This is a genomic window from Allobosea sp. CS1GBMeth4 (assembly GCF_900185715.1).
GTDB lineage: Bacteria > Pseudomonadota > Alphaproteobacteria > Rhizobiales > Beijerinckiaceae > Allobosea.
The window spans coordinates 76473-99281 of the sequence record NZ_FYAS01000015.1 but is presented as its reverse complement, the minus strand read 5'-3'; the positions used below and the strand labels follow the sequence as shown (position 1 = coordinate 99281).

Genomic DNA, 22809 nt, shown 5'->3' with positions numbered 1-22809 from the left:
GGTTGCCGGATGCCCCGCTGATGTCGAACCCGGCGCCGGTGCCGGAGAGGCTGAGACCGCCGCTCGCCGCCAGGCTGCCCGCGCCGCTCAGCGCCAGCGTGCCGTCAGCGATCGTCGTGCCGCCGAGGTAAGTGTTGATGCCGGTCAGCGTCTGCCGGCCCGTGCCCTGCTTGGTGAATCCACTACCGTCGCCCGAGATCGAACCACCGAAGGTGGCGCTGGCATTTTGCGAGCCTACGGTCAGATTCGCGCCGGCACCGAGGGCGATCAGCCCGCTGCCGCTGAGGCCGTTCACCTCCAGCGAAGCGTTCAGCCGGTGGGTACCGTCGATCTGGAGATTGGTCGAGTTCTCGACCGCCGCGGAGTTGCTCGTCGTCAACGTCACGCCGGGACGCACTTCCAGCGTGCCGATGCCGGCGCCGGCGCCGGTCCAGGTACTGTCCCCGGAGAAAATGAGCCGCGACGCGCCCGTTATGCTCGTCGAAAACGTTCCTCCCCCGATCGTAAGCGGTGCGGCAATGCCGATCCGACCGTTGCCCTCCAGGCGAGAGATCGTGGTCGCGTCGCTCGATAGATAAAGCGTCGCATCGTTGTTGATCGTGAGGGATTTAGCCACACCCAGCAAGACATTGAGGGAATGCACGACTGCACCACCATCGGGTGGAACGGTCAAAGCGGTCAATGTCCCACCGTCCAGGACAATATTGAGGTTGATCCCACCGTTGCCGTACCAGCCATTGAAGTTGATATTGCCGGTATCCGTGGCCGACCCGAAATACACGGTCGCCCCGGTCAGGAAACTGTGGAAGTAGACGTTCATCGAGTGCCCGGCCACAGCGGATACACGGGCTACGGCACCTGTATCCACGATGACCAGACTGCCGAGACTGAGGTCATCCAACGCACGGATATGGCCGTCCGACCCAACAAATAATAGCCTGTTGTAAGGGAATGGATTGTCAGTCGAGACTTCGGCTAGCCCGCCGATATTGCCGACGGTTTGGGAAAACGCATCCTGGCAGCCAAAGTTCTCAAGCTCTATAAACAGAGCCGCCAAAAGCAACGCCGCGTTGAAAATCGAGCGATTCGACTTTAACGAATTGGCGCCCCTCCCCAGATTCGGCCGGATGCCTTTTCGATTCCCTGAGCGCGTAGCGGTCTTTCGCATGGCGGGCTGTTGGTCGGCTCAATCAACTGTCGTCGGGCGAACGCATCAAGGCCACGCCGACCTCACGCCGCAAAGTCCAAAAACTGCAAGCATCCGGCCATGCCGGCGCCGATAACCGATGCGGATCAGGCGACGAGCAGGTCCGCTATCCCGGCTGCCGGCTTCCGACGAGTATTTCGACGAAGCGCGCCGCCAGCCGGGTCAATGGCCGGCTTCGGACGGTCATGAGGCAGATCGTGGTCGGCAGTTCCGGCGTCACGTCCAGCTTTGCCAGTCCCTCGAAATGCTGAGCCTGGGTCAGAAGGCTGTCGATCAGGATGACATCGCCCTGACGCGCCAGGAGATGGGCCGCCGAAATGCTGTAGGGCACCGTCATGAAGGGGGCGTAGTCGAGGCCGGCGCGCTCATAGGCGCGCGCGATGAGCCAGCCCAGCGGCGACTTCTCGCGGTCGAAGCAGATCAGCCGCCTGCCCCGAAGCTCGGGCAGACTGACCGAACCGCGGCGCGCGAGGGGATCGTCCCGGCGGACGAGGGCGATGATCGCGGCCCGGGCGAGCGGCGTCAGAGCGATATCGTCGGTGACGCGCGGCGAAAACATCACGCCGAGATCGGCCGCGCCCTTCGACAGCTCCGTCGGCGCATCGCCCATGATCAGCTCGATCCGCGCCTGCGGATAGTCCGCCACGAGCCGCCGGATCGCCTGCGCGATCAGCCCCTGGCCGATGCTGGGGGTCGACGCGATCCGCAGGGGCAGGGCCCGCCCCGATCGCAGGTCGACGACGGCTCGGCGCAGCGTGGCCCATTCGTCCTCGACGTCCCCGAGCGCCCGCATCAGGGCGCGGGCTTGCGGGAGCAGGACGAGGCGCCCCGCGCTGCGTTCGAACACCGGGACGCCGAGGACCGCCTCGCTGCGGGCGATGATCTTGCTGACCGCCGATTGGGTCAGATGCAACCGGCGAGCGGCCTCGACGGTGGTGCCGCAGCGATCGACCGCGCGGAGCACGGTCGCATGAGATGGCGTCAACGCCTTCATGCGCCCTCGCCCGCGAGATGCTCCAGCAGGACGCGCGCGGCCTGGTCGAGCGGCGGCCCGTCACGGTGATGCGCAAAGGCGGTGACGAGCGGACTGCCGGCGAGCGCGCGGACTGCCAGCCCGCGCGTCAGGTCGCTGCTGATGACGAAGCCGTCGACGACGGCAATGCCGACGCCCTCGCGCGCCAGGTGGCAGGCCGTATCGGTATGGCGGACGGTGATCGCGACCCGGCCGGACAGGCCGATCCGGCCGAGCGCATCCTGAAAGCTGTCGGCCAGGCTGAAGCCGTCGGGCCCGTAGCTGACCAGGCGCTGACCTGCGAGATCATCGCAGGTCAGGCTGTCGCGCAAAGCGAGCGGGTGGCCTTCGGCGAGGACGCAGACGAGCGGGCTGCAGCGGAGAGCGACGTCCCGCAGCCCCTCGGTCGCCATCGGGCCGTAGGAGATCGCGAGGTCGACCTCGTTGGCGCTCAGATGAGCGCGGACATGATCGAACATCACCTCGACGGCAGCGCGATCGGCCAGGGCGTGGCGCGCGCCGGCGATGGCGGGCGGCAGAATGCTGTGCGCCAGCCCCGGCACGGTCGCGATCCGCAGCCGGTCGGCCATGCCGACGCGGATCATGTCGGCCTCGTGGTGAGCACGGCGCAGGACATCGAAGGCCGGCCGCGCGAGGCGGGTCAGTTCCAGGGCCTCGGGCGTCGGCGTCAGCCGGCCCTGCACGATGGCGACGAGGCTGAGATCGAGCTCCTGCTCGGCCAGGCGCAGGGATTTGATCACGGCGGACTGGCTGACGCCCAGCCCCTGGGCCGCTTCGCCGGTGCCGCCGAGCCGCACGAAGGCATGGATCACCTGCAGCGCGCCGAGCCTCACCCAGACTATTCCATTTGGTTGATGATCTTGCCGAATGTTTCATTTGCGAGACTAGGAGCGGCCGTGGAAGGTTGCAAGCCGCCGCCGCCGAGGCAGAGCGGCCAAGATCAGGGGATCTCGATGACCACATTCCGCTCCATGGTATCGGCCGCCGCGCTTGCGCTTTCCATCGTCGGCCCGGCTCTGACCGCCGCTCCGACTGCCGCCGTCGCGCAGGGGGTTCTGAAGCTGGCGCAGACGCAGGACCTCGTCTCGCTCGATCCGATCGCGACCAGCGACAACCCCTCTATCCATGCGCAGCTGCTGATCTACGACACCCTGCTGCGTCCGAGCACGGACGCCACCAGGCTGGAGCCCGGCCTCGCCGAGAGCTGGACGGTGAGCGATGACGGCCTGACCTACACCTTCAAGCTGAGAGCAGCGAAGTTCTCGGACGGGACGCCGGTCACCGCCGCCGACGTCGCCTTCTCGCTGAAGCGCGCCGGCAGCGACGCGTCGAGCTGGAAGCGCTTCTTCGCCGGAATCGATGCGATCGAGATGCCGGACGAGCGCACCGTCGTGCTCAAGCTCAAGAGCGTGTTCACGCCGCTGCTCAACAATCTCGCCCTGTTCTCCTCGGCGATCCTGCCGCAGAAGGCGTTCGAGGCCGCGCCCGAGAAATTCTTCGAGAAGCCTATCGGCTCCGGTCCGTTCACGGTGGCGGCCTGGAACAAGGGTCAAGCGCTCTCGCTGAAGAAGAACGCGCATTACTGGCAGGCGGGCAAGCCGAGCCTCGACGGCGCCGAGATCCTCGTTCTGCCCGAAGGCAACAGCCGCGTGCTGAAGCTGCAGGCCGGCGAGATCGACGCCGCGCTCGAAATCCCGCTGAACCAGATGCAGAGCCTCGGTCGCGCCGGCACCGTCAAGACCGCCGTCGCCAATGTGCTGCGGAGCGATTTCGTGCTGCTGAACACGAAGAAGAAGCCCTTCGACGATGTCCGCGTCCGCCAGGCGCTGAACTACGCCGTCGACAAGGAGGGGCTGGTCAAGGCGCTGCTCTACGGGGCCGGCAAGGTGGCGAACTCGCCGATGCCGCCGATGGCCTATGCCGACCCGGAGCTGAAGGCCTATCCGCATGACGTCGCCAAGGCCAAGGCGCTGCTCAAGGAGGCCGGCTATGCCGAGGGCTTCAAGACCTCGCTCCTCGTGCACTCCGGCCGGCCTTTGCACCGCCAGCTCGCCCAGGCGCTGCAAAGCGCGCTGGCGCAGATCGGCGTCACCGCCGAGATCCGCCTCGTCGAAGGCGGCACCCACTGGTCGACGACCAAGGCCGGCGACTACGAGATGGCGGTCTCCTATGCGTCGAGCGATACGATCGACCCCGATCAGATGGCCGGCTTCCTGATCGTCAACCCCGAGCGCGCCAACGCCTACCACACCGAATGGAAGAACGAGCGCGTCAACGAGCTCTATCTGAAGGAGCGCGCGACGAGGGACGGGCCGGAGCGCGGGGCGATGTTCAGGGAGATGGTCAAGCTCGCCCATGACGGCGCGCCCTCGATCTTCCTGTTCTATCCCGGCACCTCTTACGCGCATCGCGGCAATGTCGGCGGGTTCGAGGTTCTGCCGACCGGCAATTTCCGCCTCGAAGACGTCAAGCTGAAATGAGGAAGGGGCGGCCACGGCCGCCCTGCCGCCATGCTGACCTACATCCTCAAGCGGCTCGTCCAGCTCGTCCCCGTGCTGTTCGGCATCACGCTGGCCTGCTTCTTCCTGCTGCGTGCGCTGCCGGGCGACCCGGCAACGCTGCTGCTCGGCGCGCGCGGCGGGCCGGAGGAGATCGCCGCGATGAAGCAGCGGCTCGGGCTCGACTTGCCGCTGTGGCGGCAATACCTGCTCTTCCTCGGCGACCTCCTCTCCGGCAGCCTCGGCCGCTCGGTCGTCTATGGCCAGCCGGTGATCTCGCTGGTGCTCGAACGGCTGCCGGCGACGCTGTGGCTCGTCGCCTACTCGACCGTGATCGCCGTGGTGCTGACCGTCCCGCTGGCGCTGTGGTCGGCGATCCGGCGCGATCGGGCGCCGGATATCCTCATCAAGCTGCTGTTCACGGTGCTGCTCGCGATCCCGTCCTTCTGGCTCGGCCTGGTGCTCGTCGTCGCCCTGGCGATCTGGGTGCCGCTGTTTCCGACCTCCGGCTACGGCGACGGCCTGCTCTCGCGGCTGCATCACCTGACGCTGCCCGCCTTCGTCATCGCGCTGGCGACGGCCTCCCTGACGATCCGCAGCCTGCGCAGCGGCGTGCTCAACGTGCTGGGCTCGGACTATGTCACCACGGCCCGCGCCAAGGGCAACGCCACCGCCCGCACCATGCGCGTCCATGTGCTGCCGAATGCGCTGATCAGCTCGATCTCGGTGCTCGGCGCCCATACGAGCTGGGTGATCGGCGGCACGGTGGTGATCGAGACCGTCTTCGCCCTTCCCGGGCTCGGCTCGCTCTTCGTGGAGTCGATCTTCGCCCGCGACTATCCGATGATCCAGGGGCTGACGATCGTGTTCGCCGTGCTGGTGGTCCTCATCAATCTCGCGACGGACATCGCCTATGCGCTGGCCGATCCGCGCATCCGGCTGGACTGACGCGATGAGCAGGCGCCGCCTCGATCCGACGCTCCTCGTCGGCCTCGCCATGCTGCTGCTGCTCGCCCTGCTGGTCGGGCTCGGGCAGGTCTGGACTCCGCACGACCCCTTCGCGGTCGACTACGGCAACACGCTGCAGCCGCCCTCCGCCCGGCACTGGTTCGGCACCGACGATCTCGGCCGCGACGTCGCCTCGCGGGTGATGGCCGGAGGCCTGGTCGATCTGCGCGTCGCGCTCGTCTGCGTCATCGCGCCGGCGCTTCTGGGCATCGCCATCGGCGCGCTCGCGGGCTTCGTCGGCGGGCGGGTCGATACCGTGCTCATGCGCATCACCGACATCTTCTGGGCCTTCCCCTTCCATGTGCTGGTGATCGCCATCGTCGGCGTGCTCGGACCGGGCGAGGCCAATCTCTACCTCGCCTTCCTGCTGGTGAACTGGATTTCCTTCGCCCGGATCACCCGCGGCGAGGTGCTCGTGCTGCGCGAGCTCGAATATGTGCAGGCGGCGCGCAGCTTCGGCTCGACGGACCGCCGCATCGTCGTGGCGCACATCCTGCCGAATGCGGTGACGCCGGCGATCGTCTTCGCCATGGCCGACGTCGTGCTGACGATCCTGGCCGTGACTTCGCTGTCCTTCCTCGGTCTCGGCATCCAGCCGCCGACGCCGGAATGGGGGCTGATGATCGCCGACGGCCGCCAGTTCATGTTCGACGCCTGGTGGATCGCGACCGCTCCGGGCCTGGCGATCATCTACACCGGCGTGACCTTCGCCCTGATCGGCGAAGGACTGGACACCGCGCTGCGCCCCAAGGGCTGACGCGCTCCCTCGACCCGCCCTATCGCGAGACGCTCATGAGCTTCTTTACCGACGATGCCGAACTGCAGCGGATCGGCGCGCTGATCGAGGGCCATGCCCGCCCGATCTACGCGGCGCGGGGCGTCCCTTTCGAGCAATTCGCCTATGTCCTGCTTCAGCCCGGACGGGATGGCGCCGGCCCGCGCGGCGCTTCCCTGCGGGCGAACTGGCGCGCCTATCCCTGCTCGCTCGTGAAGGTGTTTCACCTCGTCGCGGCCCAGCTTGGGCTGGAGGAGGGCCGGTTGACCGCTCATGGCGAGCTCGACCGCGCGATGCGCGACATGATCCTGTGGTCGTCCAACTCGGCGACCAACTACATCATCGATCTTCTGACGGGCACGACGGGCGATACGTTGCTGGGCGATGCCGAGATGGCCGCCTGGCGCGAGCGCCGCGAGGGCATCAATCGGATCTTCGCCGGGCTGGGCTGGCCGGAGCTCGCCGGGATCAACCTCAATCAGAAGCTGATGGACGATCTGCGCTATGGCAGGGAGAAGATCGCGCTCGATCTCTCGCCCGGCGGACACAACTGCCTGACGCCGACAGCCATGGCGCGTCTGATGCACGAGATCTTCAGCGAATCGACCCTGCTGCCGCCGGCGCGCCGCGCCATCACCCGCGACCACCTCGCCCGCCACGCAGATTCTCCGGACCGCGGTCGCGGCGCCTACCAGCTGCTCGGCTATCTCGGCGAGGCGCTGCCCAAGGGCACGCAGATCTGGTCGAAGGCGGGCCGGACGCGCTGGCTCGGAGACGACCGCGCCTCGTTCCGCCGGCACGACACGCTCCGTGCCATCCTGCCGCAAGGGCAGGAGTTCCTGCTCACCGTCTTCACGCAGGGCGAAGCCATCGCGGAGGATGACGGCTTCCTGCCCGCGATCGGATCGCTGGTCGCGGCCGAGTTGTCGCAACCCTGATCCGCGCGAGCCTGGATCGGCCGGAGAGAGCAGGCCCTCCGACGCCGGCTTCGGCGGCCTCGACGCTGCGGCGCATGGGCCGGCCGCGGCCTGATTCCCGGCCCGGCCGGCGCAGCCGCTTCGCGCGATCTTGATGCTCGAGCGGCGGAAGACCGGCGCGTTAATTTCATATCACCTTGGAATCACTGAACTTTGCCGTAACCGCGCAAGCGGGGGCCGGATCTTTTCGCCGTGACGCGCCCTCGCGATTTACCGCTCGTTAACCATTCGATTCCTACATCTGAGGAACCGAAAATTTACCAAGATGACCGCCGTGTTAACCCAACCCCGGCCGATCCGCCTCAAGGGGCGATCCTATCTCGCGCTGACGCTGACGCCCGAGCTGCCTTTCGAGGATTGGCTGGTGCGGCTCGACGATCTCGCCAGCCGCTCCGCCGGCTTCTTCCTGCGACGGCCGGTGGTGCTCGACGTCGAGGGGCTGGAGATCGACCGCACGCAGCTGCGCGATCTCGTCGGAAAGCTCGGGGCACGCAATGTCCGGATCATGGGGATCGAGGGTGCACGCCCCTCGCTGCTCGGAGCCGACCTGCCGCCGGCCATGTCGGGCGGAAAGGCGACCGGGGACATCGAGGAGCCGGCGGCCGCACCGGTCAGGGAAGCGCCTGCCGCCGAGAGCGTGGCCGCCCAACCCACCGCGCCGCCGCCTGCCAAGGCCGCGCCGGCCTCGCTGGTCATCACCCAGCCGGTGCGCTCGGGACAGTCTTTCTTCGCCGAAGGCGACGTGACCATCATCGGCTCGGTCGCCTCCGGCGCCGAAGTCATCGCCGGCGGCTCGATCCATATCTACGGCACGCTGCGCGGGCGGGCGATGGCGGGAACGCTCGGCAACGGCGCGGCGCGCATCTTCTGCCGCAAGCTCGAGGCGGAGCTGGTCGCGATCGACGGCTTCTACCGGACGGCCGAGGATCTGGAGCCCGGCCTGCGCGGCAAGCCCGCGCAGTTCTGGCTCGAAGGCGAAACCTTCGCGGCCGGGTCGCTCGGCTAGAGCCCGCTCCGATCGACCGGAATCGGCCGAGCGACAGGAATTCGCGCCAACTCAAAACGTCGAGACGCGCGTCCACAGGAACTAGGAGAGGTCAATGGGCAAGGTCATCGTGGTCACATCGGGCAAGGGCGGCGTCGGCAAGACGACCTCCTCCGCCGCGCTCGGCGCTGCTCTGGCGCAGAACGGCGACAAGGTCGTGGTCGTCGACTTCGATGTCGGCCTGCGCAATCTCGATCTGGTGATGGGGGCCGAGCGGCGGGTGGTCTACGACCTCGTCAACGTCATTCAGGGCGAGGCCAAGCTGACGCAGGCGCTGATCCGCGACAAACGCCTGGAATCGCTCTATCTGCTGCCGGCCTCGCAGACGCGCGACAAGGACAACCTGACGGCCGAGGGCGTCGAGAAGGTGATCGGCGCACTGAAAACCCATTTCGACTGGGTGATCTGCGACAGCCCGGCCGGCATCGAGCGCGGCGCCACCCTCGCCATGCGCCATGCCGACGTCGCGATCGTGGTGACCAACCCCGAAGTGTCCTCGGTGCGCGATTCCGACCGGATCATCGGCCTGCTCGATTCGAAGACGCTGAAGGCGGAGAACGGCGAGCGCATCGAGAAGCACCTGCTCCTCACCCGCTACGATCCCGCCCGGGCCGAGCGCGGCGACATGCTGAAGGTGGACGATGTCCTCGAGATCCTGTCGATCCCGCTGCTCGGCATCATTCCCGAGAGCATGGACGTCCTGCGCGCCTCCAATATCGGCTCGCCCGTCACCCTGGCGGACGAGCGCAGCGCGCCGGCGCTCGCCTATTTCGACGCGGTGCGCCGGCTGAGGGGCGAGAACCTTCCCGTCACCATCCCCGGCGAGAAGCGCGGCTTCTTCGGCAAGATCTTCGGAAGGAAAGCGGCATGAACCTGCGTCGTTTCTTCTTCCGCTCCCAGTCGGCCCCGGCCGCACGCGAGCGGCTTCAGGTCCTGCTCGCCCATGAGCGCCTGTCGGCCAATGGCTCCGACCTCGTGACCAAGCTGCGCGACGAGATCCTGCGCGTGATCGCCAATCACGTGCAGCTCGACAGCGAGAAGGTCAACGTCAGGATGGAGCGGGGCGCCCAGGTCTCGACCCTCGCCGTCGACATCGAGATCCCGCTCGATGCGGGCAAGAAGGCGGCCTGAGCCGCCTTCGACGGTCCAGAGGCTGCGGGCCTCACATCACTGCCGGCCCGCGGCCTTCGTATTCGGCGTCGGTGACCTTCTCCAGCCAGTCGACGACCTTGCCGTCCCTGGCCTCCTGCACGGCGATATGGGTCATCGCCGTCTCCGGCCCGGCGCCGTGCCAGTGCTTCTCGCCCGGCGGGAACCAGACGACGTCGCCGGGCCTGATCTCCTCGACCGGCCCGCCCCAGCGCTGCACGCGGCCGAAGCCCGCGGTGACGATCAGGGTCTGGCCGAGCGGGTGCGTATGCCAGGCGGTACGGGCGCCCGGCTCGAAGGTGACGCTCGCGCCCTGCACGCGTTCGGGCGCATGCGGATTGAACAGCGGATCGATGCGGACGATGCCGCTGAACCAATCGCCCGGGCCTTTCGTGGACGGGCGGGTTCCGGCGCGGATGATGTCCATGGGCTGTCTCCTGCAAAAGACCGGCACTCTGGCTGCGAACAGCCGATGATCGCTGTCATGCCCTTTTAGATCAGAGCCTCCTCCTCATAAATCACCGTCATTCCGGCGTTTCGCGGCTTGTTCGAAATGACGGTGACCTAGCCGAAATCGTTCGAGCCACAGCCTCAGTGGAAATCGCGCGATTTCGGCAGGATCCGGACATTGCGCGGGTGGCGCGCCCGCGGGATCTGCGGATGCTGGAACTCGTCGGCGCGGGTCAGCACGATCTCGGCGCGATGCGTATCGGACAGGCCGAGCAATTCGGCCGAGCGGTCGACGACGCGCTTGCCCATCAGGTGGACGACGCCCTCCGGGCTCTTCTGCACCCTGCCCTCGACCAGGAGCAGCCGCGCCGCCATGACCTCGCGGCGGAAGCGCTCGAAATCGCGGGCCCAGAGCACGACATTGGTGATGCCCGTCTCGTCCTCCAGCGTGATGAAGATGGCATTGCCCTTGCCGGGGCGCTGGCGCACCAGCACGACGCCGGCGACGCTGGCCCATGTGCCGTCACGCGTCGCCGAAATCTGCGCGCAGCTGGCGACGCGCTCGCGGGCGAAGCGGGCGCGCAGCAGACCCATCGGGTGGCCCTTCAACGAGAGCCGCGCCGTCTGGTAGTCGGCGACGACATGCTCGGCGAGCGGCATCGACGGCAGCGCCATCGCCCGCTCGGCTCCGAGCTCACGCGCCTGCGCCGCCTCGAACAGCGGCAGCGCCTCGTCATCCGGCAGGCGGCGCACCGCCCAGAGCGCCTCGCGCCGGTCGAGCCCGAGCGAGCGGAAGGCGTCGGCATCGGCGAGCAGGCGCATGGCGCGGGCCGGCAGGCGGGCGCGGCGGGCGAGTTCCTCGACATCGCGATAGCCCCCACCGCGCTCGGCAACGAGACGTTTCGCCCAATCCTCCTTGAAGCCGTCGAGCTGGCGCAGGCCGAGGCGCAGAGCCCAGGGGCTTTTCCAGCCCGGCCTTCCCGCCTCCAAGAGGTTGTCCCAGGCGCTGGAATTGACGTCGACCGGCCGCGGCTCGACGCCGCCGGTCTCCTGCGCCTCCCGGACGATCTGGGCCGGGGCGTAGAAGCCCATGGGCTGCGAATTCAGGAGCGCCGCGGCGAAGATCGCCGGGTGATGGCATTTCAGCCAGGAGGAGACATAGACCAGCTTGGCGAAGGAGGCGGCATGGCTCTCGGGGAAGCCATAGCTGCCGAAGCCCTTGATCTGCTCGAAGCAGCGCTGGGCGAAGCCGCGCTCATAGCCGCGCGCGACCATGCGCTCGACCATCATCGCTTCGTATTGGCCGATCGTGCCGACATTGCGGAAGGTTGCCATGGCGCGGCGCAGGCCGTTGGCCTCGGGGTCGCTGAACTTCGCCGCCGTCATGGCGAGCTGCATCGCCTGCTCCTGAAAGAGCGGCACGCCGAGCGTGCGGTGCAGGACCTGATAGAGCTCGTCCGCTTCGCCATGATCCGGCGAGGGCGAGGGATAGTCGACCTCCTCGATTCCGGAGCGACGCCGCAGATAAGGGTGGACCATGTCGCCCTGGATCGGCCCGGGACGGACGATCGCGACCTGGATGACGAGATCGTAGAATTCCTTCGGCTTCAGCCGCGGCAGCATGTTCATCTGCGCCCGGCTCTCGACCTGGAAGACGCCGAGCGATTCCCCGCGCTGGAGCATGGCGTAGGTCTCGGCATCGTCCTGCGGGACCTCGGCCAGGCCGAGGTCGATGCCCTCCCAGTCACGCAGCAGGTCGAAGGCCTTGCGGATGCAGGTCAGCATGCCGAGGGCGAGCACGTCGACCTTCATCAGGCCGAGCGCATCGATGTCGTCGCGGTCCCATTCGATGAAGGTGCGATCCTTCATCGCGGCGTTGCCGATCGGCACCGTCTCGTCGAGGCGGCCGCGCATCAGCACGAAGCCACCGACATGCTGCGACAGGTGACGCGGAAAGCCGAGCAGGCGCACGGCGAAGCGCACGGCCTGCGCGATCACCGGATTGTCGGGGTCGAGCCCCGCCTGGCGGATCTGGCTGCGGGTGATGTCGGAGCCCCAGCTGCCCCATTGCGTCGAGGCGAGACGGGCGGTGACGTCCTCGGTCAGCCCCAGCGCCTTGCCGGCCTCGCGCATGGCGCTGCGCGGCCTGTAATGGATCACGGTCGCGGCAATGCCGGCACGCTCACGGCCATATTGCCTGTAGATCCACTGAATCACCTCCTCGCGCCGCTCATGCTCGAAGTCGACGTCGATATCAGGCGGTTCGCGTCGTTCTTCCGAGATGAAGCGGGCGAAGAGCAGCGTGTGCTCGTCCGGATCGACGGCGGTGATGCCGAGCGCGTAGCAGACGGCCGAATTGGCGGCCGAGCCCCGCCCCTGGCAGAGGATGCCTTCGCTTTCGGCGAACTCGACGATCTGGCGGATGGTCAGGAAATAGCGGGCGTAATCGAGCTTGCCGATCAAGCTCAGTTCGGCGTCGACCTGCTTCTGGACCTTCCCTGGGATGCCGTCGGGATAGCGCATCGGCAGGCGCCGGCGCACCAACTCCTCCAGCCAGCCTTGCGGCGTCCAGCCGGGCGGGACCGGCTCGTCAGGATATTCGTATTTCAATTCGCCCAGATCGAAGTCGATCCGGCTGAAGAGATGCTGCGTCTCCTCGAGCGCTTCCGGCGCCTCCCTGAAGAGCCGGGCCATCTCCTGCGACGCCTTGAGATGGCGCTCGGCATTGGCCTCGAGCAGGCGGCCGGCCTTGTCGATCGTCGTACCCTCGCGGATGCAGGTCAGCAGGTCCTGCAGGTCGCGCTGCTCCGGCGCGTCGTAGAGCACGTCGTTGGTGGCGATCAGCGGGGTGCGGGTCGGCGCCGCGATGCTCTTCAGCCGGGCGAGGCGGCGGCGATCGTCGCCGCGGCGCGCCATGGTGGCGGCGAGCCAGACCGCGCCGGGCGCCGCGGCATCGAGCCGGACGAGAATGTCGCAGAGGCCGTCGAGCCGGCGCTCCGGCATGACGATCAGCAGGAGATCGCGAGCATCGCTCAGGAGATCGTCGAAGGTGAGGATGCACTCGCCCTTGGCCCCGCGCAGATTGCCCGATGTCAGCAGGCGGCAGAGCCGGCCCCAGCCGGCGCGATTGGCGGGATAGGCGACGATGTCGGGCGTGCCGTCGGAGAAGACGAGGCGGCTGCCGGTGACCAGCTTGAAGGCCCGCGCCATCGCCTGAAGCCGGGGCGCGGTGAAGGGCAGTTCGGCGAAGGCCGGGTTCTCGACCCAGACATATTCGCCGGGGCCGCCACCCTCGCGGACCTTCTCCGGCGAGGGCAGCCCCTCCTCGCGCAGGTCACGCAGCGCGCTCCAGGCCCGCACCACGCCGGCGACGGTGTTGCGGTCGGCGATGCCGAGGCCGGTCTGGCCGAGCAGCAGCGCGGTCATCACCAGGTTCGGCCCGGGCGAGGCGCCGCGCAGGAAGGAGAAGTTCGTCGCGGCGACCGGTTCGGCGAAAGGCGTCATGCGAACAGCCCGTGCAGATACCAGCGCGGCGCCGTCGTCTCGCGGCCATAGAGGCCGGCGCGGAACAGCCAGAAGCGGCGGCCCTGCGCATCCTCGACGCGGTAATAGTCGCGCGTATGTTCCACCGGCCCGTCGCGCCACCAGTCCGGCGCGATCCGCTCCGGCCCCTCGGCCCGGGCGATCTCGTGCAGCACGCGGCGCCAGCGGAAGCGCAGGGGCGGCCCGTCCGGCACCTCGGCCAGGGTCTCGACCGGCTGCGGCGGCTCGAAGAGCTGGAGCGGGCGGGACGGCGGCTCGTCCGGCTCGGCGACGGGCCAGGACGGCGCCGCGTCCGCTCGGCCGGCTGCGGCCGGAACCAGCGCCGCTTCGCGCTCGGGGCGGTGGCTGTCCCGCGCGACGAAGCGCAGCACGCGCTCGCGGCCGAAGCGGGCGACCAGCCGGTCGACCAGATCGGCCACAGCCTCCTCCTCGACGGCGCGCCCGTCGAGGCTCGCCTGCGGCGTGCCGAGCGGCTCGCAGACCGCCACGCCAAGCCGGATCGCATCGAAGCCGAAGCCGGGGTCGAGCGGATCGGCCAGGCTGTCGATGCGCTCGCGGTAGAGTCGCAGGATCGCACCGGCGTCGCGCGAGGGCCGGCCGGTCTCCAGGACCAGCCTTCGCACCGCGCCGTCGCTGCGGAAGAAGCTGAGCTCGAAGGCGCGCCCGCCCTCGCCGCGCGCCTCGAGCAGGCGCCCGGCCTCGCCGAGCAGGCGGGTGACGATCTCCTCGAGTCCGTCGGTATCCTGCAGCGGATCGGGGAAATGCCGCTCGACCACGCAATCGGGCGGCGGCCGCAACGGCGTGATGCGGGCGTCCTCATGGCCGAGGATGCGGCGCAGTCTGGTGACGAGCGCCTCGCCGAAGCGGGCGGAGAGCGTGTGCGAGGGGCGGCCGGCGAGATCGCCCAGCGTCTTCAGCCCGGCGCGCGCCAGGGCGAGCACCGTCTCGGGGGACGCCTCCAGCGCCGCGGCCGGCAGCGGCAACGTCCGTTCCTCATCCTCGCCCGGCAGCGAGATGGCGCAATCGCCGAAGCGGCAGAGGGCGCGGGCCGCCTGGGGCGTGCCGGCGATGCTGGCGCGCAGGGTCAGCCCCAGCCAGTGCATGCTCCGGCCGACCCGCTGGCGCAGCGCCGCCTCGCCACCGAAGAGATGGGCGCAGCCGGTGATGTCGAGCACGAGCCCATGCGGCGGATCGAGCGCGACCAGGGGGGTGAAGCGGTCGCAGAGCGCGGCGAGCCATTCGACCAGGCGCTGGTCGGCGGCCGGGTCGGCCTCGACCACCGTCAGTTCCGGGATGCGGGCGCGCGCATCGGCCAGGGTCAGCCCCCGCGTCAGGCCGAGCGCGACGGCGCGCCTGTCGCAATCGGCGAGGCGCAGCGCGCCCCGATCCTTCTCGACCAGAACGAGCGGGCGCTCATCCGGCCCGGCGGACCCCCGCCGACGCAGGCGCTCGCTCGCCAGATAGGGAAACCAGAGGGCGAGATAGCGGCGCTGCATCTCTCCTGCCTCCTTCTCTCCCGATCCTGTCCCGGAAACATCGCTCGTCACGGCTCCACTCCACACGCCACTCACGCTCACCGAGGCCGCCGCGATGGCGCAGCAGCCGCAATCCGAAGGCCGGATCCCCCGGTGCCTCCGCCTCGCGCGCCCGGGACGGCAGGGCACGCACCTGCCAGCGCGTGCTGGCGGCGCTGGGCTGCGGCTCAGCCGCCACCCGCAGCAGCAGGGTCAGGACGCCGGAGGCCTCCGCCGCCAGGGCGAGGCGGCGGCTGGCGGTCAGGTCGAACTGGCGCGGCTCGCCCCAGGGCTCGATCAGCGCCGCCCCGAGCGCGGCGCAGCGCGCCGCTTCCACACCGGCCCGCAACGCACCCTCGCCGTCCCTGACCCGGACCAGCAGGATCTGCGCCGGATCGAGCCCGAGCTCGGCCAGCCCCGGCGGATGCAGGCGGCCGGCCTCGGCATCGAGCACATCCTGCCGCACCCAGAGCACAGGCCGCGTCCCGGCGGCGCGCAGAGCCAGGGCCGCGGCGAAGCCGGTCGCGGCCGGACAATCGGCCCCGGCCGCCGCATAGACCTCGTGCAGGGCGGCGCGGGCGATGCCGCCCTCCAGCGGCGCGTCCAGCGAAGGCGCCCCGAAGGCGACACGCTCCACCGGCGCGAGCCCGCGCGCCAGCCCCGCCAGAGCGAGGCTCTGCCGCAGGGCTGCCAGGGAGCGGGTGGAGGTGTCGGTCATCTGGATTGTTCACTTTTTGTTCCGATCTAAAAGCGACTCCAAAACGCTCGGGAGTCAAGCCCGCATCCGCTCCCGCTTGCCTGCCGGCCGCTCGCTGCTGTCATATCGGGGCCGATCGGATCTGCTTGTCGGTCGCGCGCCGCCCGCCCGCGGCCGCGCCTGGAGTCTGCCATGAGCTCGGGACTGTTCGCCCTTCTCGACGATGTCGCGGCCTTGGCCAAGGTCGCGGCGGCCACGCTCGACGACGCGGCAACGCAGGCGACCAAGGCCAGCGCCAAGGCGGCCGGCATCGTCATCGACGATGCCGCGGTGACGCCGCGCTACGCCGTCGGCTTCGCGGCGGAGCGCGAACTGCCGATCATCTGGAAGATCGCGCTCGGCTCGCTCAGGAACAAGCTCATCTTCCTGCTGCCGGCGGCACTGGCGCTCAGCCTCGTCGCGCCATGGGCGATCACGCCGCTGCTGATGGCGGGCGGCGCCTATCTCTGCTTCGAGGGTTTCGAGAAGGTCTACGAACTCGTCGTGCCGCATGCGCATCACGACGAGACCGGCGGCGAGGACGGCAGCGGCCCCCTCGATGCGAAGCAGCTCGAGGAGGAGAAGATCGCCGGCGCGATCAAGACCGACTTCATCCTCTCGGCCGAGATCATGGCGATCACGCTCTCGACCGTCACCGCCTCGTCCTACTGGATGCAGGCGGTGGTGCTGGCCGCGGTCGGGCTCGGCATGACCGCGCTGGTCTACGGCGTCGTCGCCCTGATCGTGAAGGCCGACGACGCCGGCGTCGCCCTGGCGCGCCGGAGCTTTCCTCCGTTCCGCCTGCTCGGCCTCGGCCTCGTGCGCGTCATGCCGCCCTTCCTCAAGCTGCTCAGCGCCGTCGGCACGGCGGCGATGCTCTGGGTCGGCGGCGGCATCATCATCCACGGCCTCGCCTCCTACGGGTTCGCCGGGATCGAGCATGTCATCCACGAGGTCGCCATCGTGGCCGGACGCGCCTGGCCGGCGCTGTCCGGAACGCTCGAATGGCTGACCGCCGCGGCCGCCGCCGCGGTGGCCGGCCTCGCCGTCGGCGGCCTCTGCCTCGTCGGCATGCATGTCCTCGTCCGGCCGATGCTCAAGGCCTGGCGCAGCCGGGGCGCGAAAGCGGCCGCCGCCGAGGCGAAGCGGCATTAGACGCCGCCCGAGCGCAGGTCCCATGCGTCTGCCGCAGCCGTGATGGCCGGCAAAATCTGCTAGCGCGATGATGCCAGCCCGCCGCGCGGGCGATCGGTCCGCCCATGCTGCAATTCCTCGCCACCAGCACGCCCTTCTTCGCCGTGATCGCGCTCGGCGCCTTCACCGGCTGGCGCGGCCTGTTCCAGGCGGATGCGGTGCGCGTGCTCAACACCTTCGCCTTCATGGTGGCGACGCCGGCGATGGTGTTGCGGGTGATGTCGCGCCAGCCGATCGTGGAGCTGTGGAACGGCGTCTTCTTCGCGGCGCTCGCGCTGATCGGGGTCCTGGTCCTCACCCTCGCCATCCTGCTGCAGCGGCGCCTGCTCGGCCTGCCCTTCGCGCCCGCCGTGTCGCGGGCCCAGGCGCTGGTCGGCGGCAATTTCGCCTTTCTCGGCATCCCGCTGATGCTCACCTTCCTCGGCGACAGGGCGGCGGCGCCGATCGCGATCGGCCTGATCGAGGCCGGGCGCGGCCAGGGCTCGCCGCTCTCGATCGCGCTCAGGCTCGTCCGCGGCACGATCGTCAACCCGTTCATGCTCTCGATCCTGGCCGGCGTCGCCCTCTCGCTGAGCGGGGCCGCGCTACCGGAGCCGGTCGACCGTTTCCTGCTCTTCCTCGGCGCATCGGCCGCGCCGGTCGGCGTGTTCGCGCTGGGCATCGCCGCCTTCCAGTGGAGCCGCCAGGGCAGGCCGCCTCTGCGAGGCGTCCTGCCGCTGGTCACCGGAAAGCTCGTCCTGCACCCGCTGCTGACCTTCATCGTGCTCGGCCCGATCCTGCATCTCGACCCGTTCTGGGTGCAAGCCGGCGTGCTCTATGCGGCGCTGCCGATCGCGGCCAATGTCTTCGTCATCTCCGAACGCTTCGACACCGGCAGCCGCCCGATCGCGGCCGCGATCGTGATCTCGACGGCCGCCGCGGCCCTCACCTTCCCTCTGGCACTCTGGCTGACCCCGGCCTGAGCCGCCGTCGCGCATCCGAAACCGCCCGCAGGAGACCGTCATGCCGAGCCAGCTCTTCCAGCCCTTCGATCTCGGCGGCCTCGCGCTCGCCAACCGCATCGTCATCGCGCCGATGTGCCAGTACTCGGCCGAGGACGGCTCCGCGACGGACTGGCACCTAATCCATCTCGGCAATCTCGCCCTGTCGGGAGCGGGCCTGCTGATCCTGGAAGCGACCGCGGTCGAGCCGGAAGGGCGCATCAGCCCCGACGATCTCGGGCTGTGGAGCGATGCGAACGAAGCGGCGCTGGCGCGCGTGCTGGAAGCGATTCGCCGCCATTCCGACATGCCGATCGGCATCCAGCTCGGCCATGCCGGCCGCAAGGCCTCGGTCTATTCGCCCTGGAGCGGCGGCGGCCAGCGCCCGCTCGACGACCGCGGCTGGCAGACGCTCGCTCCCTCCGCCCTGCCGATGCAGGCCAAGGACCGGCCGCCGCTGCCGCTCGACAGCGCCGGACTGGCCCGGATCCGCGGCGCCTTCGTGGCGACGGCGCGCCGGGCGGCCCGGCTCGGCCTGCAGGCGATCGAGCTCCATTGCGCCCATGGCTACCTGCTGCACCAGTTCCTGTCGCCGCTGGCGAACCAGCGGGACGACATCTATGGCGGCTCGCTGGAGAACCGGATGCGCTTCCCGCTCGAGGTCTTCGACGCGGTGCGCGAAGCGGTCCCGGCCGCGATCCCGGTCGGCGTGCGCGTCTCCGGGACCGACTGGGTCGAGGGCGGCTGGGACATCGAACAGACCGTCGCCTTCTCGCAGGCGCTGAAGGCGCGCGGCGTCAGCTTCGTCCACGTCTCGAGCGGCGGCATCTCGCCCGCCCAGAAGATCGCGCTGGCGCCGGGCTACCAGGTTCCCCTGGCCCGCGCCGTGAGGGCGACGACGGGTCTGCCGACCATCGCCGTCGGCCTGATCGCGGATTACGAGCATGCCGAGGCGATCGTCGCCGGCGGCGATGCCGACATGATCGCGCTGGCGCGCGGCATCCTCTACGAGCCGCGCTGGCCCTGGCATGCGGCCGCCCATCTCGGCGCCAGCGTCAGGGCGCCGAAACAATATCTGCGCTCGCAGCCGAGCCGGTTCCGCACGCTGTTCGAGAGCTGAGCTGGGCTCACGCCGTCATTCCGGGGCTTCGCACAGCGAAGAACCCGGAACCCATGACCACGGCGCCATTCCAGTTCGTCATGCTCGCCCCTGTGGCGAGCATCCACGTCTTGAGCACCGCACTCGATCAATCAAGACGTGGATGGCCGGGACAAGCCCGACCATGACGGCAAAGGCAAGTGTTCATGGGTTCCGGGCTCGCCCCTGCGGGCCACCTCGGAAAGACGACGTATTCCGAAGCAGTTGCTCAGTCCCCCGGCTGCGCCCCGTCATAGCCGCCGATGATGACGAGATCGACCGGGCCGACCTTGGCGAGATGCTGCACCGCCGCCTGGTATTCCGGCGATTCGTAGCAGGCGCGCGCCGTCTCGATGTCCTTGAACTCGATGACGACGTTGTGCTTGCGGCCCTCGCCGCGCGCCAGCTTGTACTCGCCGCCGCGAACGATGAACCTGCCGCCATATTTGGCGAAGGCGATGGCGTTGAGCGAGCGGTAGGTGGCGTATTCCGCCTCGTTCTGCACGTCGACGCGGGCGATCCAGTAGCCTTTCGCCATGCTCACGCCCCCTCGACCGCGATCAGGTCGATCTCTCCGGCGCCCTCGCGCAGCTTGCGCGCCTCACCGTATTCGACCGAGAACAGATAGGCCTTCGCCGCCGCATAGTCGGGGAATTCGAGGACGACGTTGCGAGCCCGGCCTTCGCCCTCGCCGACCGACATCTGCCCGCCGCGCACCAGAGGCGTGCCGCCGTATTGGCGGATCACCTCGGAGGCCTTCGCGGCGTAGACCGCCCATTGCGTCGCATTGGTCACCTTGGCGCGACCGATCACATATCCCTTGGGCATTTGCCGCTTCCGTATCCGATGGAAAGGAGGCGGGAGATTAGGCGGCGCCCGCAATCTCGTCCATGATCGCGGCGGCCGCTGCACGCGGGTCTGCCGCGCGGATGACGGGACGCCCGACGACGAGGTGATCGGCGCCGGCGCGGATCGCCTCGGCCGGGGTGAGCGTGCGCTTCTGGTCGCCGGCGGCGCTGCCGGCCGGACGGATGCCTGGCGTGACGATGACCATGTCGGGGCCGATCACATCGCGCACGATGCCGGTTTCCGCCGCCGAGCAGACGATGCCGTCGACGCCCGCCGTGCGCGCCTGCTGGGCGCGCATGCGCACGAGATCGCGCACTGCGAGCCCGTAGCCCGCATCCTTCAGGTCGGCGTCGTCATAGGAGGTCAGCGCCGTCACCGCGAGCAGCTTCAGCGCCGCCTCGCCGCGGCCCTCGACCGCGCCGCGCATGGTCTGCGGATAGGCATGCACGGTGAGGAAGGTGACGCCGAGCCTGGTCAGCGATTCGACGCCCTCGGTGACGGTGTTGCCGATGTCGTGCAGCTTGAGATCGAGGAAGACCTTCTTGCCCTCGCCCACGAGTTGGCGGGCGAGATCGAGCCCGCCGGCGAAGGCGAGCCGATAGCCGATCTTGTAGAAGCTCGCCTCGTCGCCGAGCGTCGACACGATGCGATAGGCGTCCCAGATCGTCGGCACGTCGAGCGCGACGATCATGCGGTCCCGGAGATCGTTGATCTTCTGCGTCATCGCCCGGCCTCCTGCTGCACGCGGCGATGGGACACGATTCGGGGCGGCATGCAAGGCCGCAGGCTCTCGATGCGCCCAGCCGGAACGTTCCGGCCCGGAGAGCGTTGGCGCCATGAGCCAGACATACCATGCCGCAGCACTCCACCAGTTCGCGACCTGCCGCCGAAATGCCCCGGCGCCACCATGCCGTCGTGCCACGCCTGCCGGCGCTGGCGCGTGATCTCGGCTTCGCCGGGCTGGGCGCCTTCGTGGCCCTCCTGCTCATGCCGCAGCGCGGGCCTGGCGGCGGCTCGAACCGCGACCGGGAGGCGCGAGCATCGCGTCCGTCCGCCTCCCGAAGCGGCGAGGATGCGCGCTCGCCGCCGGAGATTCCGGCGCAGGGCTGGCGGGAGATCGCCAGGCGCACATTCGGCGAAGTCAGCCGCGACCGCGTGCTCGCCGTGGCGGCGGGCGTGACATTCTACGGCCTTCTGGCGCTGTTTCCGGCGCTGGCGGCCTTCGTCAGCCTCTATGGCCTCGTCGCCGACCCCGGGACCGTGGCGGATCACCTGGGGATGCTGAGCGGCGTGATGCCCGCCGAGGCGTATGGGCTCATCCGCGACCAGGCACTCAAGCTCGGCAGCCAGGGCGAGCCGCGGCTCGGGCTGTCGCTGGCGCTCAGCCTGCTTCTTTCGGTCTGGAGCGCCAATGCCGGCATGAAGGCGATCTTCGACGCGCTGAACGTCGCCTATGGCGAGGACGAGAAGCGCGGCTTCGTCACGCTCAATCTCGTCTCCCTCGGGTTCACGGCCGGCGTTCTGGTCTTCGCGCTGCTGGGCGTCGCTGCCGTCGTGGCCGTCCCTCTCCTGCTCGACAGGCTCCTTCTCGACGGAGCGGCCGAGCCTCTCGTTCGGATCGGCCGCTGGCCGGTGCTGGTCCTTCTTCTGATGGCCGTGCTCGCCGTCCTCTACCGCTTCGGGCCCAGCCGCGACCAGGCGAAGTGGCGCTGGGTCAGCCCCGGCGCGCTGCTGGCCTCCGCCGTCTGGATCGTCGCCTCGATCGGCTTCTCCTGGTACGTCGCCAATTTCGGGAACTACGACAAGACCTATGGCACGGTCGGCGCCGTCATCGGCCTGATGATGTGGATGTGGATCTCGGCGACGATCATCCTCGTCGGCGCCGAGCTGAACGCCGAAGCCGAGCGCCAGACCTACAGGGATACGACGAAAGGCCCTCCCGAGCCGATCGGTATGCGCGGCGCCGATGTGGCCGACCGCAAAGCCTAGAGTCGGATCCGATCAGCTTGCGGCGCAAGCCGACCGGAACGGGCGCTAGGCTCCACCGGCCAGCACCTGCGCGAACACCTGCGTCCAGACCTCGGGCGGCTGCGCGCCCGAGACCGCGAGCTTGCCGTCGACGATGAAGAAGGGCACGCCGGTGACGCCGACCTTCTGGGCATGCGCCTCCAGCCCGATGATCGTCTCGCGCAACTCGTCATTGGCGAGCTCGTCGCGCGCCGCCTGCTCGTCGAAGCCCTGCTCGACCGCGATCGCGACCAGCGTCTCGAGGTCGCCTACATCGCGCCCGTCCTGCCAATAGGCCTTGAACAGCGCCGCGGTCATCTCGCCGCCGCGCTGCACGGTCGCGGCGGCGGCGACCAGCATATGGGCCATTCGCGTGTTGACGCTCTTCGTCACCTTCGCCCAATTGAAGGTGACGCCGCTCTCCAGCGCGGCCTCGGACAGGCGCAGCTCGATCTCCCGACGCTTGCCGGAGCCGAACTTGGCGTCGAGATAGGCGGTGCGGTCCATGCCCTCCTCCGGCATCTCCGGATTGAGCTCATAGGGCAGCCAGGTGATGGCGACGCGCTCGGTGAGGCCATGATTGCCGAGAGCCGTCTCGAGCCGGGCCTTGCCGATGAAGCACCAGGGGCAGGCGATGTCGGAGACGATGGCGATCGGCAGCTTGTCGGCCGCGACGGGGTTCAGCATGACTTCGTATCCTTCGCGG

The 22809-nt window shown here is 69.1% G+C and carries 22 protein-coding genes; 11 read left to right on the top strand and 11 right to left on the bottom strand.

The window, feature by feature from the left end:
- The 3 genes from CS1GBM4_RS08895 to CS1GBM4_RS08885 all read right to left on the bottom strand — a co-directional run.
- Window positions 1-1168 (bottom strand): autotransporter-associated beta strand repeat-containing protein (locus tag CS1GBM4_RS08895; protein ID WP_186418346.1); only part of this gene is annotated, 1168 nt, incomplete at its 3' end.
- A gap of 145 nt (window positions 1169-1313) precedes the next feature.
- On the bottom strand, window positions 1314-2201 hold the full coding sequence (locus tag CS1GBM4_RS08890; RefSeq protein WP_186418345.1) for a LysR family transcriptional regulator: 888 nt from the start codon (window positions 2199-2201) through the stop codon (window positions 1314-1316).
- Window positions 2198-3073 carry a LysR family transcriptional regulator gene (locus CS1GBM4_RS08885; RefSeq protein WP_186418344.1) on the bottom strand — a complete coding sequence of 292 codons (876 nt, stop codon included), beginning with the start codon at window positions 3071-3073 and terminating at the stop codon, window positions 2198-2200. Before CS1GBM4_RS08885 ends, CS1GBM4_RS08890 begins: the two co-directional genes overlap by 4 nt.
- A 120-nt stretch (window positions 3074-3193) precedes the next feature.
- Here CS1GBM4_RS08885 and CS1GBM4_RS08880 point away from each other — a divergent pair, with 120 nt between their 5' ends.
- The 7 genes from CS1GBM4_RS08880 to minE all read left to right on the top strand — a co-directional run bounded on the left by CS1GBM4_RS08880 (window position 3194) and on the right by minE (window position 9674).
- Window positions 3194-4720, top strand: a complete 1527-nt coding sequence (locus CS1GBM4_RS08880; RefSeq protein WP_186418343.1) for an ABC transporter substrate-binding protein — start codon at window positions 3194-3196, stop codon at window positions 4718-4720.
- A gap of 30 nt (window positions 4721-4750) precedes the next feature.
- Window positions 4751-5686 carry an ABC transporter permease gene (locus CS1GBM4_RS08875; RefSeq protein WP_186418342.1) on the top strand — a complete coding sequence of 312 codons (936 nt, stop codon included), beginning with the start codon at window positions 4751-4753 and terminating at the stop codon, window positions 5684-5686.
- Window positions 5687-5690: 4 nt separating this feature from the next.
- Entirely contained in the window at window positions 5691-6503 is an 813-nt protein-coding gene (locus CS1GBM4_RS08870) for an ABC transporter permease (protein WP_210201557.1), read from the top strand.
- Between the two features lie 35 nt (window positions 6504-6538).
- Window positions 6539-7459 (top strand): serine hydrolase, encoded by a 921-nt coding sequence (locus CS1GBM4_RS08865; RefSeq protein WP_186418340.1) that lies wholly within the window; start codon window positions 6539-6541, stop codon window positions 7457-7459.
- A gap of 304 nt (window positions 7460-7763) precedes the next feature.
- Window positions 7764-8504: a septum site-determining protein MinC gene (gene minC / locus CS1GBM4_RS08860; protein ID WP_186418339.1), complete on the top strand. Its 741-nt coding sequence runs from the start codon at window positions 7764-7766 to the stop codon at window positions 8502-8504.
- 94 nt (window positions 8505-8598) lie between these two features.
- On the top strand, window positions 8599-9414 hold the full coding sequence (gene minD / locus CS1GBM4_RS08855; RefSeq protein WP_186418338.1) for a septum site-determining protein MinD: 816 nt from the start codon (window positions 8599-8601) through the stop codon (window positions 9412-9414).
- Window positions 9411-9674, top strand: a complete 264-nt coding sequence (gene minE, locus CS1GBM4_RS08850) for a cell division topological specificity factor MinE (RefSeq protein WP_186418337.1) — start codon at window positions 9411-9413, stop codon at window positions 9672-9674. Before minD ends, minE begins: the two co-directional genes overlap by 4 nt.
- A gap of 31 nt (window positions 9675-9705) precedes the next feature.
- On the opposite strand, the gene CS1GBM4_RS08845 is transcribed toward minE, so the two are convergent.
- The 4 genes from CS1GBM4_RS08845 to CS1GBM4_RS08830 all read right to left on the bottom strand — a co-directional run bounded on the left by CS1GBM4_RS08845 (window position 9706) and on the right by CS1GBM4_RS08830 (window position 15917).
- On the bottom strand, window positions 9706-10119 hold the full coding sequence (locus CS1GBM4_RS08845; RefSeq protein WP_186418336.1) for a cupin domain-containing protein: 414 nt from the start codon (window positions 10117-10119) through the stop codon (window positions 9706-9708).
- Window positions 10120-10283: 164 nt separating this feature from the next.
- Entirely contained in the window at window positions 10284-13646 is a 3363-nt protein-coding gene (locus CS1GBM4_RS08840) for an error-prone DNA polymerase (protein ID WP_186418335.1), read from the bottom strand.
- Window positions 13643-15181, bottom strand: a complete 1539-nt coding sequence (locus CS1GBM4_RS08835) for a DNA polymerase Y family protein (protein WP_186418334.1) — start codon at window positions 15179-15181, stop codon at window positions 13643-13645. The genes CS1GBM4_RS08840 and CS1GBM4_RS08835 overlap by 4 nt, the downstream gene beginning before the upstream one ends.
- Window positions 15099-15917 carry a hypothetical protein gene (locus tag CS1GBM4_RS08830; protein WP_186418333.1) on the bottom strand — a complete coding sequence of 273 codons (819 nt, stop codon included), beginning with the start codon at window positions 15915-15917 and terminating at the stop codon, window positions 15099-15101. The genes CS1GBM4_RS08835 and CS1GBM4_RS08830 overlap by 83 nt, the downstream gene beginning before the upstream one ends.
- A gap of 171 nt (window positions 15918-16088) precedes the next feature.
- On the opposite strand from CS1GBM4_RS08830, the gene CS1GBM4_RS08825 reads away from it, so the two are divergent.
- From CS1GBM4_RS08825 to CS1GBM4_RS08815, 3 genes are all read left to right on the top strand, one after another.
- A complete protein-coding gene (locus CS1GBM4_RS08825) occupies window positions 16089-17090 on the top strand; it encodes a DUF808 domain-containing protein (protein WP_186418332.1) in 1002 nt (333 codons plus the stop codon).
- Window positions 17091-17194: 104 nt separating this feature from the next.
- The gene (locus CS1GBM4_RS08820) at window positions 17195-18091 is read left to right on the top strand and encodes an AEC family transporter (RefSeq protein ID WP_186418331.1); all 897 of its coding nucleotides are present in this window, start codon (window positions 17195-17197) and stop codon (window positions 18089-18091) included.
- Window positions 18092-18131: 40 nt separating this feature from the next.
- Window positions 18132-19229, top strand: coding sequence for an NADH:flavin oxidoreductase/NADH oxidase (locus CS1GBM4_RS08815; RefSeq protein ID WP_186418330.1), 1098 nt, complete (start codon window positions 18132-18134; stop codon window positions 19227-19229).
- A 247-nt stretch (window positions 19230-19476) separates the two neighbouring features.
- Here CS1GBM4_RS08815 and CS1GBM4_RS08810 read toward each other — a convergent pair whose 3' ends face one another.
- From CS1GBM4_RS08810 to pyrF, 3 genes are read right to left on the bottom strand one after another with little or no spacing between them, the layout of a single operon-like run.
- Window positions 19477-19785 carry a DUF1330 domain-containing protein gene (locus CS1GBM4_RS08810; protein WP_186418357.1) on the bottom strand — a complete coding sequence of 103 codons (309 nt, stop codon included), beginning with the start codon at window positions 19783-19785 and terminating at the stop codon, window positions 19477-19479.
- A 2-nt stretch (window positions 19786-19787) separates the two neighbouring features.
- Window positions 19788-20075, bottom strand: coding sequence for a DUF1330 domain-containing protein (locus CS1GBM4_RS08805; RefSeq protein WP_186418329.1), 288 nt, complete (start codon window positions 20073-20075; stop codon window positions 19788-19790).
- 37 nt (window positions 20076-20112) lie between these two features.
- On the bottom strand, window positions 20113-20820 hold the full coding sequence (pyrF, locus tag CS1GBM4_RS08800) for an orotidine-5'-phosphate decarboxylase (protein ID WP_186418328.1): 708 nt from the start codon (window positions 20818-20820) through the stop codon (window positions 20113-20115).
- A 128-nt stretch (window positions 20821-20948) separates the two neighbouring features.
- Here pyrF and CS1GBM4_RS08795 point away from each other — a divergent pair, with 128 nt between their 5' ends.
- Complete coding sequence (locus CS1GBM4_RS08795; RefSeq protein ID WP_244607137.1) at window positions 20949-22085, top strand: YihY/virulence factor BrkB family protein; 1137 nt, start codon at window positions 20949-20951, stop codon at window positions 22083-22085.
- Window positions 22086-22130: 45 nt separating this feature from the next.
- Here CS1GBM4_RS08795 and CS1GBM4_RS08790 read toward each other — a convergent pair whose 3' ends face one another.
- Window positions 22131-22790, bottom strand: a complete 660-nt coding sequence (locus tag CS1GBM4_RS08790) for a DsbA family oxidoreductase (protein ID WP_186418327.1) — start codon at window positions 22788-22790, stop codon at window positions 22131-22133.
- Window positions 22791-22809: the final 19 nt, after the last annotated feature.